The organism is Haloechinothrix halophila YIM 93223, assembly GCF_000504245.1.
Lineage (GTDB): Bacteria > Actinomycetota > Actinomycetes > Mycobacteriales > Pseudonocardiaceae > Haloechinothrix_A > Haloechinothrix_A halophila.
Window position 1 is genome coordinate 2,610,615 of sequence record NZ_KI632509.1, and the last position, 22,307, is coordinate 2,632,921.

The 22,307-nt window shown below is 67.9% G+C and carries 25 protein-coding genes; 8 read left to right on the forward strand and 17 right to left on the reverse strand.

Annotated elements, in window-relative coordinates; translation table 11 throughout:
- The first annotated feature begins 84 nt into the window (after positions 1-84).
- From AMYHA_RS11865 to AMYHA_RS11875, 3 genes are read left to right on the forward strand one after another with little or no spacing between them, the layout of a single operon-like run.
- Complete coding sequence (locus AMYHA_RS11865; RefSeq protein ID WP_034270949.1) at positions 85-1,692, forward strand: amidohydrolase; 1,608 nt, start codon at positions 85-87, stop codon at positions 1,690-1,692.
- Between the two features lie 20 nt (positions 1,693-1,712).
- A complete protein-coding gene (gene lnt / locus AMYHA_RS11870; RefSeq protein ID WP_034276906.1) occupies positions 1,713-3,335 on the forward strand; it encodes an apolipoprotein N-acyltransferase in 1,623 nt (540 codons plus the stop codon).
- Positions 3,332-4,096: a polyprenol monophosphomannose synthase gene (locus AMYHA_RS11875; protein WP_034270952.1), complete on the forward strand. Its 765-nt coding sequence runs from the start codon at positions 3,332-3,334 to the stop codon at positions 4,094-4,096. Before lnt ends, AMYHA_RS11875 begins: the two co-directional genes overlap by 4 nt.
- Before the next feature lie 112 nt (positions 4,097-4,208).
- Here the strand turns inward: AMYHA_RS11875 and AMYHA_RS11880 are convergent, their stop codons facing one another.
- Together AMYHA_RS11880 and AMYHA_RS11885 are read right to left on the reverse strand one after the other, a co-directional pair.
- A complete protein-coding gene (locus tag AMYHA_RS11880) occupies positions 4,209-4,553 on the reverse strand; it encodes an RNA polymerase-binding protein RbpA (protein WP_034270954.1) in 345 nt (114 codons plus the stop codon).
- 337 nt (positions 4,554-4,890) lie between these two features.
- The gene (locus AMYHA_RS11885; RefSeq protein ID WP_034270957.1) at positions 4,891-6,315 is read right to left on the reverse strand and encodes an MFS transporter; all 1,425 of its coding nucleotides are present in this window, start codon (positions 6,313-6,315) and stop codon (positions 4,891-4,893) included.
- A gap of 242 nt (positions 6,316-6,557) precedes the next feature.
- On the opposite strand from AMYHA_RS11885, the gene AMYHA_RS11890 reads away from it, so the two are divergent.
- Complete coding sequence (locus AMYHA_RS11890) at positions 6,558-7,259, forward strand: transglycosylase family protein (RefSeq protein ID WP_034270960.1); 702 nt, start codon at positions 6,558-6,560, stop codon at positions 7,257-7,259.
- Here the strand turns inward: AMYHA_RS11890 and AMYHA_RS11895 are convergent.
- Positions 7,189-8,040 carry a glycerophosphodiester phosphodiesterase gene (locus tag AMYHA_RS11895; protein ID WP_084037119.1) on the reverse strand — a complete coding sequence of 284 codons (852 nt, stop codon included), beginning with the start codon at positions 8,038-8,040 and terminating at the stop codon, positions 7,189-7,191. The genes AMYHA_RS11890 and AMYHA_RS11895 overlap by 71 nt on opposite strands.
- Positions 8,041-8,108: 68 nt before the next feature.
- On the opposite strand from AMYHA_RS11895, the gene AMYHA_RS11900 reads away from it, so the two are divergent.
- The 4 genes from AMYHA_RS11900 (at position 8,109) to AMYHA_RS11915 (ending at position 10,950) form a co-directional block, all read left to right on the forward strand.
- Positions 8,109-8,498, forward strand: coding sequence for a hypothetical protein (locus tag AMYHA_RS11900; protein WP_231104715.1), 390 nt, complete (start codon positions 8,109-8,111; stop codon positions 8,496-8,498).
- 97 nt (positions 8,499-8,595) lie between these two features.
- Complete coding sequence (locus AMYHA_RS11905) at positions 8,596-9,654, forward strand: NAD(P)H-dependent amine dehydrogenase family protein (RefSeq protein ID WP_034270963.1); 1,059 nt, start codon at positions 8,596-8,598, stop codon at positions 9,652-9,654.
- Positions 9,647-10,243 (forward strand): TetR family transcriptional regulator, encoded by a 597-nt coding sequence (locus AMYHA_RS11910; RefSeq protein ID WP_034270966.1) that lies wholly within the window; start codon positions 9,647-9,649, stop codon positions 10,241-10,243. Before AMYHA_RS11905 ends, AMYHA_RS11910 begins: the two co-directional genes overlap by 8 nt.
- The gene (locus AMYHA_RS11915; protein WP_034270968.1) at positions 10,231-10,950 is read left to right on the forward strand and encodes a hypothetical protein; all 720 of its coding nucleotides are present in this window, start codon (positions 10,231-10,233) and stop codon (positions 10,948-10,950) included. The genes AMYHA_RS11910 and AMYHA_RS11915 overlap by 13 nt, the downstream gene beginning before the upstream one ends.
- A gap of 229 nt (positions 10,951-11,179) precedes the next feature.
- On the opposite strand, the gene AMYHA_RS11920 is transcribed toward AMYHA_RS11915, so the two are convergent.
- The 14 genes from AMYHA_RS11920 to AMYHA_RS11985 form a co-directional block, all read right to left on the reverse strand.
- Positions 11,180-12,427 (reverse strand): RNA polymerase sigma factor, encoded by a 1,248-nt coding sequence (locus AMYHA_RS11920; protein ID WP_034270971.1) that lies wholly within the window; start codon positions 12,425-12,427, stop codon positions 11,180-11,182.
- The gene (locus AMYHA_RS11925) at positions 12,424-12,747 is read right to left on the reverse strand and encodes a YciI family protein (protein WP_034270973.1); all 324 of its coding nucleotides are present in this window, start codon (positions 12,745-12,747) and stop codon (positions 12,424-12,426) included. The genes AMYHA_RS11920 and AMYHA_RS11925 overlap by 4 nt, the downstream gene beginning before the upstream one ends.
- A gap of 204 nt (positions 12,748-12,951) precedes the next feature.
- On the reverse strand, positions 12,952-13,539 hold the full coding sequence (locus tag AMYHA_RS25670) for a maleylpyruvate isomerase family mycothiol-dependent enzyme (RefSeq protein ID WP_051399796.1): 588 nt from the start codon (positions 13,537-13,539) through the stop codon (positions 12,952-12,954).
- A gap of 30 nt (positions 13,540-13,569) precedes the next feature.
- Positions 13,570-14,355 (reverse strand): ArsR/SmtB family transcription factor, encoded by a 786-nt coding sequence (locus AMYHA_RS11935; RefSeq protein ID WP_034270976.1) that lies wholly within the window; start codon positions 14,353-14,355, stop codon positions 13,570-13,572.
- A 118-nt stretch (positions 14,356-14,473) separates the two neighbouring features.
- Positions 14,474-15,265, reverse strand: coding sequence for an ABC transporter permease (locus tag AMYHA_RS11940; RefSeq protein ID WP_196776878.1), 792 nt, complete (start codon positions 15,263-15,265; stop codon positions 14,474-14,476).
- A complete protein-coding gene (locus AMYHA_RS11945) occupies positions 15,262-16,236 on the reverse strand; it encodes a daunorubicin resistance protein DrrA family ABC transporter ATP-binding protein (protein ID WP_034270978.1) in 975 nt (324 codons plus the stop codon). Before AMYHA_RS11945 ends, AMYHA_RS11940 begins: the two co-directional genes overlap by 4 nt.
- 311 nt (positions 16,237-16,547) lie before the next feature.
- Positions 16,548-16,958 (reverse strand): PPOX class F420-dependent oxidoreductase, encoded by a 411-nt coding sequence (locus AMYHA_RS11950; protein WP_034276917.1) that lies wholly within the window; start codon positions 16,956-16,958, stop codon positions 16,548-16,550.
- A gap of 40 nt (positions 16,959-16,998) precedes the next feature.
- Positions 16,999-17,148, reverse strand: a complete 150-nt coding sequence (locus AMYHA_RS11955; protein ID WP_157362037.1) for a hypothetical protein — start codon at positions 17,146-17,148, stop codon at positions 16,999-17,001.
- A gap of 50 nt (positions 17,149-17,198) precedes the next feature.
- Positions 17,199-18,401 carry an SPFH domain-containing protein gene (locus tag AMYHA_RS11960; protein ID WP_084037581.1) on the reverse strand — a complete coding sequence of 401 codons (1,203 nt, stop codon included), beginning with the start codon at positions 18,399-18,401 and terminating at the stop codon, positions 17,199-17,201.
- A gap of 164 nt (positions 18,402-18,565) precedes the next feature.
- Positions 18,566-18,994 (reverse strand): NfeD family protein, encoded by a 429-nt coding sequence (locus AMYHA_RS11965; protein ID WP_034270983.1) that lies wholly within the window; start codon positions 18,992-18,994, stop codon positions 18,566-18,568.
- 55 nt (positions 18,995-19,049) lie between these two features.
- The gene (locus tag AMYHA_RS11970) at positions 19,050-19,865 is read right to left on the reverse strand and encodes a DUF3097 domain-containing protein (RefSeq protein ID WP_034276921.1); all 816 of its coding nucleotides are present in this window, start codon (positions 19,863-19,865) and stop codon (positions 19,050-19,052) included.
- Between the two features lie 87 nt (positions 19,866-19,952).
- Positions 19,953-20,882 carry an MBL fold metallo-hydrolase gene (locus AMYHA_RS11975; protein WP_034270986.1) on the reverse strand — a complete coding sequence of 310 codons (930 nt, stop codon included), beginning with the start codon at positions 20,880-20,882 and terminating at the stop codon, positions 19,953-19,955.
- Positions 20,883-20,926: 44 nt separating this feature from the next.
- Complete coding sequence (locus AMYHA_RS11980) at positions 20,927-21,709, reverse strand: SCO1664 family protein (RefSeq protein ID WP_034270988.1); 783 nt, start codon at positions 21,707-21,709, stop codon at positions 20,927-20,929.
- Between the two features lie 18 nt (positions 21,710-21,727).
- Positions 21,728-22,303: a DUF3090 domain-containing protein gene (locus AMYHA_RS11985; RefSeq protein ID WP_034270990.1), complete on the reverse strand. Its 576-nt coding sequence runs from the start codon at positions 22,301-22,303 to the stop codon at positions 21,728-21,730.
- Positions 22,304-22,307 lie beyond the last annotated feature (4 nt).

The following is a 22,307-nucleotide window of genomic DNA, read 5'->3' on the forward strand; positions in this document are numbered from 1 at the left end:
AAATCTTTGCGTTTCGCGTGATCGTGCTGTGACGCTCAACGACCAGCCCTGCGCCGCTGAGCTGGGACAAGGCAGACTGCACTCGTGACCGAAACGACCCTGTTGACCGGCGGACGGATTCACTCACCCAGCTCACCCGACGCGACCGCGATGGCCGTCACCAACGGCACCGTGGTGTGGGTGGGCCAGGACGGTCCCGGTCGCGCGTTACACCCGGACGCCGAGGAGATCGACCTGGACGGCGCGTTCGTCGCGCCCGCCTTCGTCGACGCCCACGTGCACGCCACCGCGGCCGGCCTGCACCTGTCCGGCGCGGACCTGGAGCGGGTGCGCGACGCGGGCGAATTGCTGGCCGCCATCGCCGAAGCCGCCAGGGACATCCCGGAGGGCGGAGTCCTCATCGCGCACGGCTGGGACGAGACGACCTGGACCTCGCCGCGCCTGCCGAGCAGGGCGGAGATCGACGACGCCGTCGGCGGCGTGCCCACCTACCTGAGCCGCATCGACGTCCACTCCGCGCTGGTCTCCACCGCACTGCTCAACCTGGCACCCGACGTCACCGACGTCGGCGGCTACACCCCGGACGGACCGCTCACCGCCACCGCACACCATCACGTGCGCGCCATGGTCCGCCACAACATCGCCCCCGAGCAGCGCGCCACCGCGCAGCGCGCGTTCCTGACCACCGCCGCCGCGCACGGCATCGTCAGCGTCCACGAGTGCGCCGGACCCGACATCAGCGGCGTGGCCGACCTCGCCGCGCTCATCGACCTCGCCGAGGACCCCGGCCTGCCGGACGTCGTGCCGTACTGGGGCGAGCTGGCCACCGATGAGGCCGTCATGCGCGCGAAGGAACTCGGTGCACGCGGCCTGGCGGGCGACCTGTTCGCCGATGGCGCCATCGGCTCACGCACCGCGTGCCTGCACGAGCCCTACACCGACGCGGGCGGCACAGGGGAGCGCTACCTCGACGCCGAGCACATCGCCGCACACCTCGTCGCATGCACCGACGCCGGGTTGCAAGCCGGATTCCACGTCATCGGCGACGCCGCGCTGTCCGAGATCATCGCGGGGTTCACCGAGGCGGAACGCCACCGCGGCAGGCGCGCGCTCGTCGCGGGCAGGCACCGCCTCGAGCATCTCGAGATGATCGACGAGGAGCAGGCCACCCAGCTCGCCGCGTGGAACGTCAGTGCGTCGGTACAGCCGCGGTTCGACGCGCTGTGGGGCGGCGAGCACGGCATGTACGTCCAGCGCCTCGGTGCTGAGCGTGCCGAGCGGATGAACCCGTTCGCGATGCTCGCCGCCACCGGTGTGTTGCTCGCGGGCGGCTCCGACGCGCCGGTCACGCCGATCGACCCCTGGGCCAGCGTGCGTGCCGCCGCAGCGCATCGCACCTCTCGGCACTCGCTGTCCGCCCGCGCCGCATTCAACGCCCACACCAGAGGCGGGCACCGCGCGGCGGGCGTCGACGACGGCGTCACCGGCAGCCTCGTGCCCGGGGCGCCCGCGCACTACGCCGTGTGGGAAGCGGGCGAGCTGCACGTGGCCGCCGCTGACTCGCGGGTCCAGCGCTGGTCCACCGACCCACGATCCCGAGTCCCAGCATTGCCCGCGCTCGGCCCTGACGACGAACTGCCGCGCTGCCTGCGCACCGTGCGCGCGGGCGTGACGATCTACGAGGCGTCGTGAATGACACCGTCAGCGGCACCATGAACGGCACCACGAGCACCGCGGAGCCGCGGGTGACACAGCAGACGACGGCGAGCCGCGTCAGGGCGCGGCTGCTGCCGATCGCCGGGCGGGTGCTGGCCGCCGCCGCGTCCGGGATGTTGCTCTACCTGAGCCACCCGCCGCGCGAGCTGTGGTGGCTCGCCCCGCTGGCGTTCGCCGGGTTGGGGCTGGTGCTGCACGGCAGGCGCGCCCGCGCCGGATTCGGGCTCGGGTTGGTGTTCGGGCTCGCGTTCACGCTGCCGCACCTCGTCTGGATCAACGACTTCCTCGGCGCGCAGATGGGCCTCGCACCCTGGCTGGCGCTGAGCACGATCGTGGCGCTGTTCGCGGCGCTGGCGGGTGCCGCGATGGCGGTGGTCGCCCCGCTGCCGGGCGGGGCGGTGTGGCTGGCGGCGCTGTGGGTGCTGCAAGAGAACCTGCGCGGCGCGGTGCCACTCAACGGCTTCCCGTGGGGCAAAGTCGCGTTCAGCCAGCCAGAAGGAGTGTTCACCTCGCTGGCCGCGCTCGGCGGTGTCCCGCTGGTCAGCTTCGCCGTGGTGCTTACCGGCTTCGGGCTCGCCCGGCTGCTCTTGGCGGCCGCCGACCACGTGCGCGGCCGCGCGCTGGCCGCCACCGCGCTGGCCGTCGTCGTCCCGATCGCCGCGGGCGGGATCATGTGGCCGTTCATCGGCACCGCACCGACGTCCGGCACCGTCACGGTCGCCGCCGTGCAGGGCAACGCCCCGAACGTCGGCCTCGACCTGCTCGGGATGCGTGATGTCCTTCGCCGCAACCACCTCGCGGAGAGCGAGCGGCTCCAGCGGGCCATCGACGCGGGTGACCAGCCGCAGCCGGACCTCGTCGTGTGGCCGGAGACCGCCACCGCCGTCGTCGGCGAGGACGCCGCGCTGGACGCCATGGTCCGTGACTTCGGCGTCCCCGCGCTGATCGGCGCACTGTACGGCCGCGATGACGGCAAGGCCGAGAACGCCGTCATCTCCTGGGATCCTGACACCGGGCAGAACGGCCGCTACGCCAAGCAGGAGCTGGTGCCCTTCGCGGAGTACGTGCCGCTGCGTCCGATCGCGGCGTGGTTCACGCCGTTCCTCGACAAGACCGCCGACATGGAGTGGGGTACCGGCCCGGCCGTTCTCGACGCTGGTGAGGTGCGTGCGGGTCTGGCGATCTGCTACGAGGTCGCCTACGACTACCCGCTGCGCGATGCGGTGCGAAACGGGGCCGAACTGCTGGTGATCCCCACCAACAACGCCTGGTACGGGCCAGGGGAGATGACCTACCAGCAGCTGTCGATGTCGCGGCTGCGCGCGGTCGAGCACGGCAGGGCCGCCGTCGTCGCGGCCACCAGCGGGGTGAGCGCCATCGTCGCGCCCGACGGCAGCGTGCGGCAGCGAACCGGGCTCTACACCGCGGACTCGCTCGTGGCTGACGTCCCGCTGCGCGAGACCACCACGATCGCCACGGTCGTCGGTGCATGGCCGGAGTGGATCATCATCGGTGCCGGACTTGCCGCGTTGCTCGGTCGGATAGGGTGGCGGATTCGTGGCCGCGGTTCCTCACGACGAGGGCCCAGCGGCCGGGCCGAGTCGGGGAGGACTGCATGAGCGAAATCGGTGACACCACGGTGCCTGTGCTGGTGGTGATCCCGACCTACAACGAGCGCGACACACTGGGCGGCGTCATCGAACGGATCAACGAGACCCTGCCAAGGGGACACGTGCTTGTCGTCGACGACGGTAGCCCTGACGGCACCGGTGAGCTGGCGGACGAACTCGCCGCTACCGACGAGCGGGTGCACGTGCTGCACCGCGCCGAGAAGGCAGGGCTCGGCGCCGCCTACATCGCGGGGTTTCGCTGGGGGCTGGCACGGCAGTACGCCACGCTCGTTGAGATGGACGCCGACGGCTCGCACGCGCCGGAGGATCTGCCGCGCATCCTGGCCGCATTGGAGCGGGCCGACCTGGTGCTCGGCTCGCGCTACGTGTCAGGCGGCAGAGTGGTGAACTGGCCGAAACGGCGGCAGCTGCTGTCGCGGGGCGGCAATCTGTACTCCCGGCTCGCGCTCGGCGTCAGCATCAGAGACATCACAGCGGGCTTCCGGGCATATCGGGCGTCGGTGCTGGAGAAGCTGCCGCTGGACGACATCGCCTCGCAGGGTTACTGCTTCCAGATCGATCTCGCCTGGCGCACGGTGCGCTCCGGGTTCACCGTCGCCGAGGTGCCGATCACGTTCACCGAACGGGAGCTGGGCGTGTCGAAGATGAGCGGCGACATCGTGCGCGAGGCGGTGCTGCAGGTCGGCCGATGGGGCCTCGAGCGGCGCAGGCAGCAGCTCGCCGCGCTGCCGAGACGCCTGAAGCGCTAACTCCCACCAACTACCGTGAAGGCCCCGCAGCGATGTGCTGCGGGGCCTTCACGGTTAGCGCCGATGCGGGGCCGATGCGCGGGTCACGGCGTGCGCGCACGCACGCCAGGCATCAGGCACTGCGGGAGCGACGCTCCTTCAGCTCGGTGAGGCGCTCGTCGAGCAGCTCTTCCAGCTCGCCGATGGTGCGACGTTCCAGCAGCATGTCCCAGTGGGTCCGCGCTGGCTTAGCCTTCTTCTGATCGTCCTCGGTGCCGTCGATGATCTTCGACTCGGTGCCGTGCAGCCGGCACTCCCAGACCGACGGGATCTCGGCGTCGTCGGAGAACGGGACCTCGAAGTCGTGGTCCTTGGGGCAGGCGTAGCTGACGGTGCGCCTCGGCGCGAGGTCGTGGTTACGGTCGGTCTCGTAGCTGACCGCTCCCAGTCTGCTGCCACGGAGAACACGGTCGGCCATGTTGTAGTTCCTTTCTGTTCAGGCTCGCGTCAGCCTGTCGGCGCTTACCCTATGCAACGGTGGGCAGGCCGTCAGGATTCCCGAGTACACCGTCGGAGCGCACTATGTATCGCATCACGCTGCCGCTCTAGCTTGCGGGACTGAGACGCCACTGAACCGCAGACGTGACGACGTTGTGCCCTTCGACATGCAGATAACCCCCGTTTGGGTTAAGCATTGTCTTAGCCAGCTTGACAGATAACCTTTGCGGTCAACACCTGGGCCATGAGGGACATCACGTCGGTAACGCTCCGTAGTAGATCGATCGCACGAGCCGTACAAGGGGTGCGTATCGGGCTCAGATGCGGGTCGGTGGCTGGTTGCCAGCCGCCACGATGGCCCTGCGTACCGGCACCAGCGCCAGCAAACAGAACCCAACGACGAAGAACACCGTGAGTGCGATGATCGCGGGCCGGAACGAGCCGGTGGCGTCCGCGATGACGCCGAACAGCAGCGGCCCCATCCACGACGTCCCGCGCTCGGTCATCTCGTACAGCGAGAAGTACTGACCTTCCTTACCGGACGGGATGAGCTGGCTGTACAGCGAGCGGGACAGCGCCTGGGTGCCGCCGAGCACGAAACCGATGCCAGCGGCGACCGCCCAGAACATCAGCTTGTCGCCAGGCTGCAAGTGGTACGCGGCGATCAGCACGCCGATCCACAGCACGAGACAGCCGAGGATGGTGCGTTTGGCACCCACCCGGACGGCGACCCTGCCGAGCGCCCACGCGCCGACGAACGCGATGAGCTGCACGACGAGGATCGTTACGGTGAGCACCTGGGGCCCGAAGCCGAGTTCCTGGTCGCCGTACTGTGCGGAGACGTTGATGACCGTCGCGACGCCATCGTTGTAGACCAGGTACGCGCCGAGGAACAGCAGCGTGAGCGGGACGGCGCGCGTGCCACGGATGGTGTCGCCCAGCTCCGTGAAGCCTGCCAGCAGTACCGAGCGTTCCTCGGTGATCGGTGGCGGATCGCTGCGCTGCACGATGCGGCGCAACGGGATCAGCGTGAACCCCGCCCACCACAGGCCGGACAGCAGGAAGGCGATTCGCACCGCCTCGCCCTGGGTGATGCCGACCGAGTCGTGCGCGAACACCAGTACCAGCTGGATCGCGAGCGCCAGCGCGCCGCCGAGGTAGCCGAGCGACCAGCCGCGGGAGGACACGGCGTCCCGTTCGTCAGGATCGGCGATGTCGATGAGGAACGAGTAATACACGATGATCGACGCGCCCGCCGCGACCTGCCCGATCAGATACAGCAGCGCGGCGAGTTGCCAGTTGTCGCCCGCCGCGAACACCATCAGCCCGATCGCGGTCGCCCCGGTGAACGCGAGCGTGCCGAGGATGCCCTTACGGTTGTGGCTGCGGTCGTTGATCGCCCCGGTGATGGGCAACACGACGATCTGCGCGATCAGCGCAGCCGCGACGAGGTAGTTCCACACCACGCCCGCCGACATCGTCCAGCCGAGCAGGCTGACGTCGCAGCTGTGCAGGCTGCTCTCGGCGCCGTCCGGCGTCACGCACGGGTTGGGGCCGTTGCGGGCGGTGTTCTGTTTGGCGTCCTCCGTGGCCAGCGCGTTGAGGAACAACGCGCCAAAGGTCGTGGTGACCGAGGTGAACATCGGCTGGGCGGCCCAGTCGTAGAAGTACCAGCCGCGCTGCTCGCGCTTGCGGGCTCGGGGATCGGCCGCCGGAACGGGGCCGACACGGTCGCTCTGCATGCCACCTCGTCAGGTCGTCTCGTCTGGTGGGGCGGACATTACTGGTCGGCGCCGCCGGCAGGGGGATGCGCACGCGGATCGTGGCCAATTCGCAGTCCTGCCGTGGAGCGTGCGACGAACGAGTGCGTCCGTTCAGCGGTATGCCGGGTGTCGCTCAGCTGGGTTGTTTTCGTCGCATGTGATGCTGATGTGCTCGCTGTGACTCTTGTGGCGGTTGTGTGCGCTGCTTACCGTGCTGAGCTATGGGTCGTGATCGCTGGCTGCGTGGCATCACGCGGGGTGCTGTGGTGCTCGTGGTCGCGGCGTTCTCGAGTGTGGTGACCGCGCTGCCCGCCGCGTCGGACCCGTCGTGGGAACAGTGGGCCCAGCTGCGGATGTGTGAGTCCAGCGACCGCTACGACATCAACACCGGCACCGGCTACTACGGCGCGTACCAGTTCGACCTGCCGACCTGGCGCAGCGTGGGTGGGAAGGGCAAGCCGCACCGAGCCAGTCCCGCCGAGCAGGACTACCGCGCGCTGTACCTGTACCGGATGCGCGGCTGGCAGCCGTGGGAGTGCGCGAACCGGCATTTCCTCAACCTCCGGGAGGATTCCGACGCGCGCAGCAAGGTGGTGCCGAGCTACGCCGATGCGGCCTACATCGGTGGCGAGGGGGAGCTCCCGCCACTGCCGGACACCGATGTTGATACCGGGCCAGCGGAGATGCCGCCGTGGCCGGGCGTGGTGTACGCCTATGGCGACTGCGCGGTCGCGCTGAAGGACTTCCAGCTGCGGATGAACGCCTTCGACCTCGGCTACACCTTCACCGGATCGGGTTGCTACCGCGACCAGACCAAGCGAGCGGTGCTGGCGTTGCAGCGGGCGAACGGAATCAAGGACTCGGGTCGGCTTGGTCCGAAGACGTGGCGCGCGGCGTGGGAGGGGAAGCCGCCTCGTCGGTAGCGTCGTGCGGCCACGCGCCGCGTTCGCGCAGCACTGTGCGCAGGATGTCCGGCCGGTCGGTGATGATGCCGTCGACTCCGATGTCCAGCAGTTTTCGCATGGTCGGGGCATCGTCGACCGTCCAGACGTGCACCTCGGCGCCCATGCGGTGCGCGCGGCGAACGAAGGCGGGGGAGACGACGGTGAGCCTGCCCTGCCGCAGCGGGACCTGCGCCATCGTGCCCCTGGCGAGGAAGCCGAGTGGCACGAGCGGGACCTTGCTGGTGGCCCAGACGACGCCCGCGGAAACGGGGTCCATCGCCTGCACGAGCTGGGGTCCGCCGAATCTGCGGATCCTCGCGAGCCTGCGCGCGGAGAACGACGCCGCGGCCACCCGGTCGACGGCCTTGCAGCGTCGGATCGTGCGCAGGAAGGGCTCGACGGCGGCGTCGGTCTTGACGTCGACGTTGAAATGCGCGTTCGGTAGCTCCTCGAGGACGTCCTCAAGCCTGCTGACCGGTTCGGCACCGCCGATCTTGGCCCGGCGGGCCTCCGACCAGGTAAGTTCGCTGATCGAGCCGCCCCGGTCGGTGGTGCGGTCCAGCGTCGGGTCGTGATGGACGACCAGGACGCCGTCCGACGTGGCATGCACGTCGGTCTCGATGTGGCGATACCCCTCGTCCGCGGCGCGGCGGAACGCGGGCAGTGAGTTCTCCATGCCGTGCAGGTCGTCGATGTGCCAGCCACGGTGCGCGAAGGCGCGCGGCACCGGCGATGCGAGGTAGGGATGGCGCGAAGTCACGACTCCCAGTGTGCCGTGTCGGCGTGGCCTGCGGGTAAGCGACGGATGTCTGGTTAGGGTCACATGCCATGGACAGCGGGACTCTCCTCGATTCGTCACGTGACGAAATTCACGGCGCTGGGGCAGAGGGGACTGGGCGACCACGGCACTGCGAGTGGTGCGGCTCCCGGTTGCCGGAATCCGGTGTGGCCGGACGGCGGCGCCGGTACTGCGGTCAGGCGTGTCGGCAGCGGGCGTACGAACGCCGCGCCGCCGTACAGCGTGGTGGACTGCCGGACGACGCCGTCGTGCTGTCCGGCGCCGAGGTGGCGAACCTGCAGGATCGGCTGTTCCAGCTGCGCTGCGCGACGGAGGACGTTCTCACGGCGTTGGACGACGGCGCGTCGGCAGCGGAGCTGCGGACGTTGCTGTCACATGTGGCCGACGCCGCGACGCAGGCGGAGCGTCTTCGCGCCTGATGCGGTAATCCGAGCTCGACGAAACGGCACTTGCGAGACCCTACCCCCTTGAGAGAGACTCTCTCACATTAGGAGCCTCTACCTCTGAGGAGGGTTCATGGTGCGGGTGGTCCAGTGGGCTACCGGCGGAGTCGGCAAGGCGGCGATCGAAGCGGTGCGGGCTCATCCGGAGCTGGAGCTGGTCGGTTGCTACGTCCATTCCGAGGCCAAGCGCGGCATGGATGTCGGTGACATCCTCGGCACGCAGCAGGTGGGTGTCACCGCCACCGACGACGTCGAGGACATCCTGGCGTTGGATGCGGACGTGGTGGTGTATGCCCCGCTGCTCCCGAATGCGGGTGAGGTGGCGCGCATCCTGCGGTCCGGCAGGAACGTGGTCACCCCGGTCGGCTGGTTCTATCCGGGCGAACGTGATGCCGAACTGGCGCGGGCGTGCGTCGACGGCGGCGTCACGTTGCACGGCATCGGCATCAATCCCGGTGGGACGACCGATCTGCATCCGCTAGTGCTCTCGGCGATGTCGTCGAAGGTGGCGTTCGTGCGGGCCGAGGAGTTCTCCGACATGCGCAGCTACGACGCCCCCGATGTGTTGCGGTGGGTGATGGGCTTCGGCGGCACCCCCGAGCAGGCGCGCGAATCCCCGATGCTCGGTCTGCTGACCGGTGGGTTCACCCAGTCGGTGCGGATGTGTCTGGACACGCTCGGATTCGCCGATGCCTCGATCCAGACCTCCCACGAGATCGCCGTGGCCGCCGCGCCGATCGAGTCGCCGATGGGGGTCATCGAGCCGGGCCAGGTCGCGGGGCAGCGCTTCGGGTGGGACGCGATGGTCGGTGATCAGCCGGTCGTCCGGATCGCGGTCAACTGGCTGATGGGAGAGCAGAACCTGGAGCCTGCCTGGGAATTCGGGCCCGAGGGAGAACGCTACGAGATCGAGATCAAGGGAGACCCGGACACCTTCGTGACCATCCGGGGCTGGCAGCCCGCGACCGTCGCGGAAGGGCTGAAACGCAATCCCGGCATCGTGGCGACCGCGAACCACTGCGTCAACTCCATCCCGTACGTCTGCGCGGCCGCACCCGGGATCAAGTCCAGCCTGGACCTGCCCGTCGTCGCCGGGCGCGCACATCCGGATCTGGGGGTCGCGCGTGGCTGAATCGTTGCGGGACAGGCAGAAGGCACAGATCCGTGGCGACATTCAACGGGCAGCGGTGCGGCTGTTCGCCGAGCGCGGTTTCGACGCGGTGACCACCGAGGAGATCGCGGCGGCCGCCGGGATCGGGCACAGCACGTACTTCCGGTATGTGACCAGCAAAGAGGACCTGCTGCTTGGCATTCTCCGCCGGGCAGGCGCGGCCATCGTCGACAACCTGCAGGCACGGCCTCGCGGCGAGTCGGCCGAAGAAGCGCTGTGCCAGGCGAGCCTGCGGTGGAGCCGAGCATTCATCGCCGAGGAGGAGGCACTCGGCAACTGGCGCGCCGCGATTCGGGCAGCACCGCATGTACTCGACCGAGTCGCCGTGATCGGCCCGTTCGAGCGCGCGCAGCTGACCAAACTCCTCGGCGACCGGATGGGCGCATGCCCCGACGAGGACATCAGACCCGGCCTTCTCGTCCACACAGTGCTCGCTGCCGCCGAGTTCGCCCTCCTGCGCTGGCTCGACAACGACGACCCCCGCGGTCCCACCTTGCATCAGCTCACCGAACAAGCTCTCGAAGGAGCCCGGAACCAATGTTGGAAGTAACCGAGTCCACCGAGGCACACCCTGTGCGCAGCGCCGGTTTTCTCCGCGTCTGGATGGTCGTTGCCGCGTTCGTCATGGCTGGCGCCGCGGTACCGATCGCCCTGCATATCGAGCGATACGGCGTCAACGCCGGGCAGATCATTCTGGTGGCGTTCACCTGGATCAACGTGATGATCGCACTGTGGGAGATCTCGCTGAACCTGCGCATCTCCCTGATCGAGCGCCAGCACAAGCAGTTCGTCACGGACTACCGCGGACGCGAACTCGACCGGGTGATCGACTTCTTCACCGCCCCCATCCGGTTCCGTGACATCGTGCGGCCCAGCACCTGGGCGCAGGTCTGGTCGTCGTACTCGCTGTTCGATCCCGCCTATGCCAACCGCAAGTCGTTCGGGTTCTGGGTCGACTCCGGCAATGGGTACGTGACGCTGATCCCGTCGCTGCTGTTCATCTACGGTCTCACCTTCGACATCATGCCGGCACGCACCTTAGGGATCATCGGCCTGCTCATCTTCTGGATGATGTTCTACGGCACGGTCCTGTACTACGTCGCCTACTTTGTCAACAAGGAATACGTCGGGCACACCAAACGTAACCTCGCGATCTTCATCGGCGGGACGAACAGCCTGTGGATCTTCGCACCGGCATGGGGCATGGTCGCCAGCATCATCCTGATCAACACCGACTCCTACGGGTTTCTCCGCTAAGCACGCACCCCGCCACCCACGACGTCGTGTCCTGCACTCAGAACGCTGTGTTCTACGTTCGGCGCGTTGTGTCCTGCACTCAGGACGTCGTGTTGTGCATTCCCGGACCGGAGTCGAGCTGCTCCCCACATGCGATACGACACCACTATCCGTATGGCCGATAAGCTACATTATGTTAAGTAAACTCTGTGCGCAGCGATGACGACATCCCCCATCCCCGTAGCCATCCTCACCGCAGTCGGTCGCGGCGGCGGATCAGGTGGGCGGTCTCGGCGGTGTTGCCGGCGAAGTCGATGGCTTTGTCGTAGGCAGCGCGTGACTCCTGGTCGCGGCCCAGTCGGCGCAGCAGGTCGGCGCGGGCGGCGTGGTAGGCGTGATAGCCGGCCAACCCGTGCTCAAGGCGGTCGACGTCCGCGAGTGCCACCTCCGGGCCGTCGAGCTCGGCGACCGCGATGGCCCGGTTGAGGGCGATGATCGGTGAGGGGTCGAGGCGGACGAGTTGGTCGTAGAGGGCGAGGACCTGCGACCAGTCGGTGTCGCACATGTCGTGGGCGGAGGTGTGCACGGCGTTGATCGCGGCGAGGATCTGGTAGCGCCCCGGAGCCACCCCGGTGGCGGCAGCTGCCAGGCGCTCGCGCACCAGCCGATGGCCCTCGGCGATCAGCGCCGCGTCCCAGGCCCCGCGGTCCTGCTCGTCGAGAGGGATTAGTTCACCGCTGGCCGAGATCCGGGCGGTGCGGCGGGCCTCGGTGAGGAGCATCAGTGCCAGCAGCCCAGCCACCTCACCGTCGTCGGGCAGGAGGGCACGGATCAGGCGGGTGAGCCGGATCGCCTCGGTGGTCAGGTCGTGACGTACGGGATCGGTGTCGGGGCCGGTGGCCAGGTAGCCCTCGTTGAAGACGAGGAAAAGGACGGCGAGTACGCCGGAGACGCGTGCCGGGAGATCCTCCACGGACGGCACCCGGTAAGGGATGTGTGCCGCCTTGATCTTGGCCTTCGCGCGGGTGATCCGTTGCCCCACTGTGGTCTCGGCCGCCAGGAAGGCACGGGCGATCTCGGGTACGGTCAGACCGCCGACCATGCGCAGCGTCAGCGCCACGCGGGTCTGCATCGCGAGTGCCGGGTGACAGCAGGTGAAGATCAGCCGAAGCCGCTCGTCCTCGATCGCACCGTCGATGGCGCCGAGAGGTTCCAGCGAGTCGTCGCCGTACACCATCCGCGCCTCCTTGTGCTTGTCGTCGCGCTTCTTCTCGCGCCGGATCCGGTCGATGGCCTTGTGGTTGGCGGTGGTGGTCAGCCAGGCGCCGGGGTTGGGAGGTACGCCGTCGGTCGGCCACCGCTCGACGGCGGTCGCGAACGCCTCGGCCGCCGCCTCCTCTGCGATGTCGAGGTCACCGAAGCGCCTGGTCAGGGCGGCGACTACCCGCGCCCACTCCGCGTGGTGGGCCCGGGTGATCGCCTCCTCGACGTCGCTCACAGGAACGGCCGCACCTCGATCTTCCGGTCGCAGATCTTCGACGCCTCGGTGGCGAGCTTGAGCGCCACATCCAGATCGGGGGCTTCCCACACCCAGACGCCGGCGAGGTACTCCTTCGACTCCACGAAAGGCCCGTCGCTGAACACCGCCTGCTCGCCCCGGTTGTCGATGACCGTGGCCGCGTCGGGGTCCGCGAGACCGCCCGCGAAAACCCAGTAGCCCTCGGCGACCAGTCGTTCGTTGAACGCGCTGATGGCGGGCCGCCTGTCCGTGCTGCCGGGATTGCTCTTGTCGTCGATCACGGAAACCAGGTACTGCATCTGAAGATCATCTCCTGTGGTGTCAAGACAGCCTCGGCGCCGCCCCTTATGGGCGGCCTCACCCCTGCTACGAACACCATCGCCCCGATCCGACACCCCCTCGCGGATTTCTTTGAAGAATTTTCCTCCGACGCCGGTCGCCATCGATCCGACAGCACGACAGTGTCGTGGCGACCGCGCTCCACTTACTCGTTGACGGCTCCGCTAGGCCCCTGATCCCGGTCGTCGACCTAGGAACGCGATGAAGCGATCACTCGGGGTCGCGGTAGGTAGAACGGACACGACTGGCCCGAACCGCGGCTCGCGGCTGTCGTCGTCGATCAGGGACGTGGCTAGTTCCAGGAGTTCAGTGGCCAGCTCCGTAGGGATTGGACGGTCCTCCCCGACCGCCATGTAGACGTCCCAGGCATGTGCTGCGAGTTCGATCGCGCCAGCGTGTGCGGCGGTCGTTGCCCACCTGCGTTGCTCATCCGCCAGAGCGTTCCGCCGACCCGCCGATTCCACGACGTCGAACAACCGTCGCACCCGGTCGTGTGCGACGGTCACTGGGTCGGCGTCGTCGGTCCGTGGCGGTGTCGGAAAACTCAGCTCCCCGGTGCCTGCGAGACCTGCGAGACCATCCGCGGCATCGGCGATATGGAGCAGGAGGGGCCGTAGGTTCCAGTCGGCGCATGGTGTCGGTCGCGTCAGGTGCTCGTCAGTGAGTCCTGACACCGCCTCCACCATGTACGTGGCGGATTGTTCGAATAGGGCGACGCTCTTGGTGAGCGGAGCCGGGGGTGTTTCGGTCACGAATGCTCCTTACGTAGGGATGAAGGCGGATCAGTCGTGCGCTCGCGGCATCTCCCACGGTGCGTTGGGGAGAACATCTCCTGTCTCGAGTAGCGACTTGAGGTTGGCCAGCACACTGGGCCAGCCGTGCGCGATGCCGTTGAACATGTCCTGGTTGGGCAAGTTTTCGTGAGTCACGGTTAACCGGACGATGTCCTCGTGCGGTTCGATGAGGAACGTGACGATCGAGGAGCCATTCGGTCGCTCTTCGTCGGAATCCTCGAAGGTGATGACGAGGCGCGTCGGAGGTTCCGCCTCGATGACCTGACCGGTGACGTCGATGCGCCCGGATCCATCGACGCGCCGGTGTTCCCAGGTGGACCCGGGCTGCCAATCGGAGACGTTGGCATGTCCCCAGTAGCGTGCGGTGAGATCGGCGTCCGTGAGTGCGTGCCACACCTGCTCCGCGCTCGCGCGGATGTAGGTGACGTAGACATACGTCGGCACGGATGTGGTTTCGGTGGTCATGGCGTACTCCTCTGCCTGGCTCTTGATGGCGCTGATCGCCTGTAGTCGGGGCTTCTCGAAGCCTGAGATCCAGCGTTGCTCGATCTCGTGAATCGGTGCTGGGTTGAGGTAGTGAAGTCGTTCCCGTCCGCGCCGCACGACCGTGACGAGGTTGGCCCGCTCGAGGATGTCGAGATGCTGCGTCGCTGACTGGCGAGCCATGTTGAGGCGCTCACACAGGTCACGCAGTGTCTGACCATTTCGCTCGCGAAGTCTGTCGAGCAGTAGCCGTCGAGTCGAGTCGGCCAGCGCCTTGAAGACCGCGTCCATCCCCCTTGCCTCACCGTTCACCGCGCTATTATGCAGGTATTTACCTGCATAAGTCAACGTACGTATCCGGCGGATAGAGCTGAGACGCAAGAAACGGGAGGTCAGCCGCTCCCCTGGCTCACACCCGGCGTTTGAGTGCCCACACCGACAGCGGCGCGAACACGAGCACGATCGCCAGCGCCCACAGCAGCGAGCCCAACACTGGCTGTGCCACTTCCCCACCGACCATGAGGCCACGACAGGCGTCGGCGAGGATGCTCACCGGGTTGACGTCGACGATCGGCTGGAGCCAGCCGGGCATCGTCTCGGCGGGCACGAAGACGTTGCTGACGAAGGTGACCGGGAACAGCGCGGTGAAGCCGAATATCTGTACTCGCTCCGGGTCCTTGGCGATCACTCCGACCAGCACGGCCACCCAGGAGAACGCCAGCGCGAAGACCAGCAGCAGCACCACGGCGCCGAGCAGGCCCGCGATGTTGGTTCCGATGCGGAAGCCCAGGATGGCACCCACGCCGAGCACCAGCACGATCGACCACAGCTGCTTCACCTGATCAGCCGTGATGCGACCGGCCAGCGGGGCCCAGCGTGCGATCGGCAGCGATCGGAGCCGGTCGAAGACGCCCTTGGTCAGGTCGGTGTTGAGTCCCTGGCCGACGTAGAGCGTTACGAACAGCATGTTCATCACCACCATGCCGGGCAGCATGAACGTGAGATACCGCTGCGTATCACCCAAGATCGCGCCGCCGAACACGTACGTGAACAGCAGCACGAACATGATCGGCTGGATGCTGAAGTCGCTCATTTCCCACGGGTTGTGCCGAACCTGGACGACGGTGCGCCAGGCGAGCGTCAACGTCTGCCGCAATCCTTCGATCGGCGTCACGCGCGGGGACAACTCGGGAGTGGTCATGCCGAGACCTCGCTGTCCGAAATCTCGCCGTTGCCGGTCTCTTCCGCCGGATGGCCCGTCAGCGACAGGAAGACCTCGTCCAGGCTGGAGCTGCGCAGTGCGAGTTCGCTGATCACGATGCCAGCCTCGTCCAGCCTGCGTACCGCGGCGGGCAGGACGTCGTAGCTGGTCACCGGTGCGGTGACCAGTAGTCCTCGGACGTCGGGTTCGACGCCGGCCAACTCAGCGACGATGTCGCGCACCGTGACGACTGCGTCGGCATCCGCAGGCCGTACCGCGAGCGACTGCGCGCCGATCTTGGCCTTGAGTTCGTCCGGCGTGCCGGTTGCGATGACCCTGCCGTGGTCGATGACGGCGATCTCGTCGGCGAGCGCGTCCGCCTCGTCGAGATACTGCGTGGTAAGCAGCACCGTGACGCCGTCCGCGACGAGATGTCGGATCAGGTCCCACATCTCGAGCCTGCTGCGAGGATCGAGGCCGGTCGTTGGTTCGTCGAGGTACAACAGCCGGGGTTGTCCGACCAGGCTGGCGGCGAGGTCGAGTCGCCTGCGCATGCCGCCGGAGTAGCCCTTGACCGCCCGGTCGGCCGCGTCCGTCAGGTGGAACCGGTCGAGCAACTCGCGAGCCCGCTGCTTGGCCTCACGTCGCGGTATGCCAAGCAACCTGCCGATGAGCAGCAGGTTCTCCGCGCCGGTGAGTGTCTCATCGACCGAGGCGTACTGCCCGGTCATGGCGACGAGCTGGCGCACCTGATGGGCCTGGCGTTCGACGTCGTAGCCGCCGACGGTCGCGTGACCGGCGTCCGGTTTGAGCAGAGTCGCCAGGATGCGCACCGCCGTCGTCTTGCCCGCTCCGTTGGGTCCGAGTAGGCCGAACACCGTACCCGCTTCGACGGTGAGGTCGATGCCCTCGAGAGCCGTGGTTTCGGCGAACCGCTTGACGAGCCCCTCTGCCACAATCGCGTTGGTCATGTGAAAGTGGTCCCTTGATCGTCGGGGTGATGAGGACCAGTCTGCCGCAGGACGCCGACAATGTCGGCCGGTTTACGTGTATGCGGTGTGCGACAGGTTCGTCGGTAGCACGAGTTGATCTTGTTGCGGCCGCTGGTCGGGCGGCAGAGTGTTTGTTGATCACCGACCCTGCCGGTGGGCCCAAAATTTGTCTGATTTGTTCGGTCGGCATGGTCCCCAGCGCAGGGTCGGTGATCAACACGCGGAGATAGGCGCGCGGACACCTGGCACCTACATTCGTGCCGCACATCCCGCCACTCGACGCCGCTGGGCTACCCCGCTCGGTCGGGGCCCGCGTGGGTAGGCGTGATCCGCAGCAGGACCCGTTGTTCGGCGCGCATCGCGTCGCGGTACTCGTCCCAGTCCGGGTGCTCGCCGGAGATCGTGCGGTAGTAGTCAATGAGGCCGTCCATGGCCTCCGGCAGCTCGACGACGTCGGCGGTGCCGTCGAGTTGCATCCACTCACCGAAGAACTCGTCCGGAAGCACGCACAGGGACACGTTCGGATCGCGGCGGACGTTGCGCACCTTGTATGCGGGCGCGCGGGTGCTGATCACCGGAGCACCCGAGCTGTCGAGCGCGACGAGCACCGGTGACAGCTGGGGTGAACCGTCCGCGCGCGATGTCGCCAGCACCGCGCGATGCCGCTGGGTCAGGATCTCCCGTGCTTTCGCGATGTCCATGCCAGCCAGCATGCCGGGTTGGTCGCACTCGCGCATGCCGTTAGATGCCGGGAGTGCTGAACACGGCGTCGGGAATGTCGGACACGGCGTCGGGAATGTCGGACACGGCGTCGGGAATGTCGGACACGGCGTCGGGAATGTCGGACACGGCGTCGGGAATGTCGGACACGGCGTCGGGAATGTCGGACACGAACGTGTGCGGGCGGCCGGAGATCTCCGGCCGCCCGCACACGGTGGCTGTTAGGGCTGGTCGTAGCCGGGTGGTGGGCCACCCTGCGGGCCGCCCGGGTTCGGCGGCTGCTGTCCCTCGTTGTCCGGCTTCTCCCCCAGCACCTTCCTGGCCTCGCTCGGGTCGCCCTTGAGGGTCTTGGCGACAGCGGGCGGCACTGGACCTGCCCCACCGGGGCCGGCCAGCGGGCCGGCGACCTCCTTCCGGGCGACCGCCTCGGCGGCGCGCACCGCCTCGGCCACCTCCGGGTCGGTCGTGGTGTCGAACCAGCTCGCGACCTCGTCCTCGTCCATCTGCGGCGGCTCCGTGACTTCCTCCGACGGCTCGTAACGGAACACACCGTCCTGATCCTGCTTGCCGAGGCTGCGGGCGAAGCCTTCCAGCGCCTTGCCGTAGTCGCTGGGCACCATCCACACCTTGTTCGCGTCGCCCTGCGCCATCTGCGGGAGGGTCTGCAAGTACTGGTAGGCCAGCACCTCCGGCGTCGGCCTGCCAGCCTTGATCGCGGCGAACACCTTCTCGATCGCCTTCGCCTGACCCTGCGCCTGCAGGTAGCGGGCAGCGCGCTCACCCTGCGCGCGCAGGATGCGTGACTGCCGCTCCGCCTCAGCCGAGAGAATCGCGGCCTGCTTGGCGCCTTCCGCGGCCAGGATCTGGCTCTGCTTCTGACCTTCCGCCTTCTTGATCGCGGACTCCCGATCACCCTCAGCGTTGAGAATCATCGCGCGCTTCTCCCGGTCCGCGCGCATCTGCTTCTCCATGGAGTCCTGAATGGACGGCGGCGGGTCGATCGCCTTGAGCTCGACCCGCGCCACGCGGATACCCCAGCGTCCAGTGGCCTCGTCGAGGACACCGCGCAGCTGCTGGTTGATCTGATCGCGCGAGGTCAGCGTCTCCTCGAGGCTCATGCCACCGACCAGGTTGCGCAGCGTGGTCGTCGTCAGCTGCTCAACACCGACGATGTAGTTCGAGATCTCGTACACCGCCGCGCGCGAGTCGGTGACCTGGAAGTACACCACGGTGTCGATCGAGACGGTGAGGTTGTCCTGGGTGATCACCGGCTGCGGCGGGAACGAGACCACCTGTTCGCGCAGATCGATGCGGGCACGCACCTTGTCGAGGAACGGCACCAGGAAGTTCAGGCCGGGCGCTGCCACGGTCTTGAACTTGCCCAGTCGTTCGACCACCGCGGCCTGTGCCTGCGGCACGACCATGATCGCCTTGAAGACCACCACCGCCACGAATAAGACAATGACGATGAGGACGATGAGGGCTGTTGCTTCCACTGCTGTCTACTCCCCTGTCCGATTCCTGCTGGAGGCATCGCTGGCTCGCACAGTAGTGCGGTCACCCCCGCTGAGCATGCTGACACTGGCTCCTATGGCTCTGACGACACGACCGCCGTGGCGCCGGCGATCTCGACGACGGTGACGGTCGTGCCTGGCTCGATGACCTGTCCTTCGATGAAACTGCGGGCGGACCACTCGTCGCCGGCCAACTTCACCCTGCCCTGGTGCGAATCCACAGTGGACAAGGCAACCGCACGTGCGCCAACAAGGGCATCCGCGTTGGTGCGAACTCCGGGGCCGAGCAGGAATCGGCGCTTGAGCGCGGGCCGAGCCAGCACGAGCAGTCCGATGGAGGTGACGGCGAAGACTCCGACGGCGGCGACGTGGCTGCCGGTCAGCGCCGTCGCGCCAGCGGCCGCGAGGGCGCCGGTTCCGAGCATCACCAGCACCAAGTCCCCCGAGAGCACCTCGGCCGCGAACAACGCGATGCCCGCGATTAACCAGATCAGCGCTGCCATAGCCCCATCGTGTCAGAAATCGGTCCGGGCCACGCGCCATTGCCGCCGCCGTGACCTACGCGTGATCTGCTGACGGCTCGGTGACGAAGTCAATCAAGCGCTCGACCGAGCCGATGAGCGGCGTCTCCAGGTCGCGGAAGCTGGACACCGACGCGAGCACGTGCCGCCAGCCCGCCGCGGGCTCGCCCCAGCCAAGCGCTTCGCAGACGCCGTCCTTCCACGGCACTCCCCTCGGCACCTCCGGCCACGCCGCGATGCCCACCACTTCCGGCTTGACCGCCTGCCAGATGTCGACGTACGGATGCCCGGTGACCAGCACGTTCTCGTCCGTGATGGCGTCGACGATGCGAGATTCCTTGCTGCCCTTGATCAGGTGGTCGACCAGCACGCCGAGACGTCGCCCCGGCCCGGTGCCGAAGTCGGCGATATAGCCCGCGAGGTCGTCGACACCGTGGAGCGGCTCGACCACGACGCCCTCGACGCGCAGGTCGTGACCCCAGACGCGCTCGACGAGCTCGGCGTCGTGGACGCCTTCCACCCAGATGCGTGAGTCGCGGGCAGTGCGGGCACGCACCGGGCCGACATGGACCGAACCGGATGCTGACCGAGTGCGCGTGGTGTCCGGGCGATGCTTGGCGGGAATGAGCGTGACCGGTTTGCCTTCCAGCAGGAAGCCTGCCGGATGCAGCGGGAACGCGCGCTCGGCGCCGTGCCGGTCCTCCAGGATGACGTTGCCGTGCTCGATCCGGACGACCGCGCCGCAGAACCCGCTGCCGGGATCTTCGACGACCAGCCCCGGCTCCGCCGCAACCTCGGGCACGGTTCGTTTGCGCTTACGCGAGAGGACGTCACCGTAGTTATGGGAACGCACGCCGGTGACGCTACCGGGCGGCGACACGGGCGGAGTGCTGCCACGCCGTTCGGTGACGCTTTCCGCGAGCAGCTCAGGCCACCGTAATCACTCCGCTGGCGAAACCACCCGCGTCTCCCCTACGGCCAGCGCCCACAGGTCGTCCGGGTCCTTGCCCGCTGCGGCCCATTCCTTACGGATGACCCGCAGCGGCTCGTCCGCCGGCTCGCGGGTCAGCACGAACGTGCCCCAGTGCATCGCCGCCAGTCGCCGCGCGCCAATGTCATCCAGCGCGCGGATCGACTCCTCAGGGTTCATGTGCAGGTTCCGCATGAACCAGCGCGGTTCGTACGCCCCGATCGGCATCATGGCCACGTCGATGCCCGGGTAGCGCCTGCCGACCTCGGCGAAGCACTCGCCGTAGCCGGAGTCGCCCGCGTGATACGTGCGGGTGCCGTCCGGCGCGGTGATCACCCAGCCGCCCCATAGCGTGGCGCAGGTGTCGAACAGGCCGCGCTTGCTCCAGTGCTGGGACGGGGTGAAGTCGAACCGCAGCCCCGCGACCTCGGCCGACTCCCACCAATCGAGTTCGGTCACCGTGGAGAAGCCGCGTCGGGTGAACCAGCGGCCGAGCCCTTTGCCCACCAGGATCGGTGTCGAGCGCGGCAGCCTGCGGACCGTGGGCCAGTCCAGGTGGTCGTAGTGGTTGTGGCTGATCAGCACCGCGTCGATCTCCGGCAGTTCGGACCACGCGACACCAGGTGGGGTCAACCGCGGCGGTGTGCCGAGGATCTTGTCCGACCACACCGGGTCGATCAGTACGCACACGCCGTCGATGCGCACCACGTACGTCGCGTGCCCCACCCACGTCCAGGCCATCGCGCCATGCGGGACCGGCGGCAAGCCGGTTCGCAGCACTGGAATCCGATCGCGGTTCTCGGTCGAGCCTCGGAAGCCGCCTTCGAGCGTGATCCGGAGCATATCGCGGGGCCCCGGTAGGGGCGCGGTGAGTCGGTCACGGAAATCAGGCCTGCGCATGACCCCAGTTTCCAGTAGTTCCGTGCGTTGCGCAGGAGCCGACGTCAGAACAGCGGCCAGGGAATCGCCCTGATGGTGTCATGCGGTGCGGGAAACGCCCCCGTGTCGAGCAGGTCACGGGTGCGAGCACGCAGCGCGTCGATCTCGGCGTCGGTGAGGTGGCGCGACAGTGTGTCGCCCAATTCGCCATCGAGGACGTCGAGCAGTCCCGACAGCTTCTCCGCCGATTCTGGCGGCACCGGCTTGCCTGCCCAGCCCCACAGCACCGTGCGCAGCTTCGGCTCGGTGTGCAGACAAATGCCGTGGTCGACGCCGTACACCCCGCCGTCGGCGCCGAGCAGCACGTGCCCGCCCTTGCGGTCGGTGTTGTTGACGACGACGTCCAGCAGCGCCAGCTCGGCGACGTCGTGGCGTGCGGAGTGGGCCAGCACAACGGGCGAGCCGAACCGGTCATGGGCGTGGAGCACGACGTGCCAGCCCTCCGGGACGTCGTCCGGCGCGACGACATCGACCAGCTCGGTCGGTCCTGAGTCGATCCAGAGCTGCACCATGCCCTCGCCGAGCGGGCCGTCGCGCAGCACCGTCGGCGGCACCCGGCCCAGGCCGGTGGCGGTCGCGATCAGGTAGGTGGCCACCTCGCGGCCCGCGAGTGTGCCGTCCGGGAAGTCCCACAGCGGGCGCTCGCCCGCGATGGGCTTGTAGACCGCGTTGGCGGTGCGGCCGTCGAGTCGCAGCGAGCAGTACAGCGTGGCATTGGACGCGTCGAGCAGGCGTCCCTCCACCTCAAGCTCGCCGTGCGTGACGAGATCGACGTCGGCGGGGTCCATGGCGCAACAGTAGCGGGCTCAGCCCTCGAGGAGACCCGACTCACGTCGGTAGCCGTTCTGCCTCGGGCAGATGTGTCCCTCGGGGTCCAGCGGCTCACCGCACAGCGGGCACGGCTTGCGGCCAGCGTTCACCACGCGCTCGGCGCGCTCGGCGAAGGCTCGCGCGTAGCCAGGTGAGAGGAACACCCGGACGGCGTCCGGCCCCTCCTCGGTGTCGTCGAGCACCACCGTCTCGTCGACCTCCTCGTCGGTGACGGCGAGCAGTTCGATCACGATCGAGCTGGACTCGGCGTCCCAGCCGAGTCCCATGGTGCCGACGCGGAACTCCTCGTCGACGGGGACCTCGAGCGGGTCGTTGTCGACCATGTCGGCAGGCGCCTCGTCGGGCACCTCGGTGTCGAACCGGCTGGCCACCTCTTCCAGCAGTGAGCTGAGCCGCTCCGAGAGCACCTGAAGCTGCTGCTTTTCGAGCGTGACGCTGATCAGCCTCGGCGGCTCACTCGCCTGCAAGTAGAACGTGCGGTCGCCGGGTTCGCCGACCGTGCCGGAGACGAACCGATCGGGATGACGGAAAACGTGAATCACACGAGCCATGACA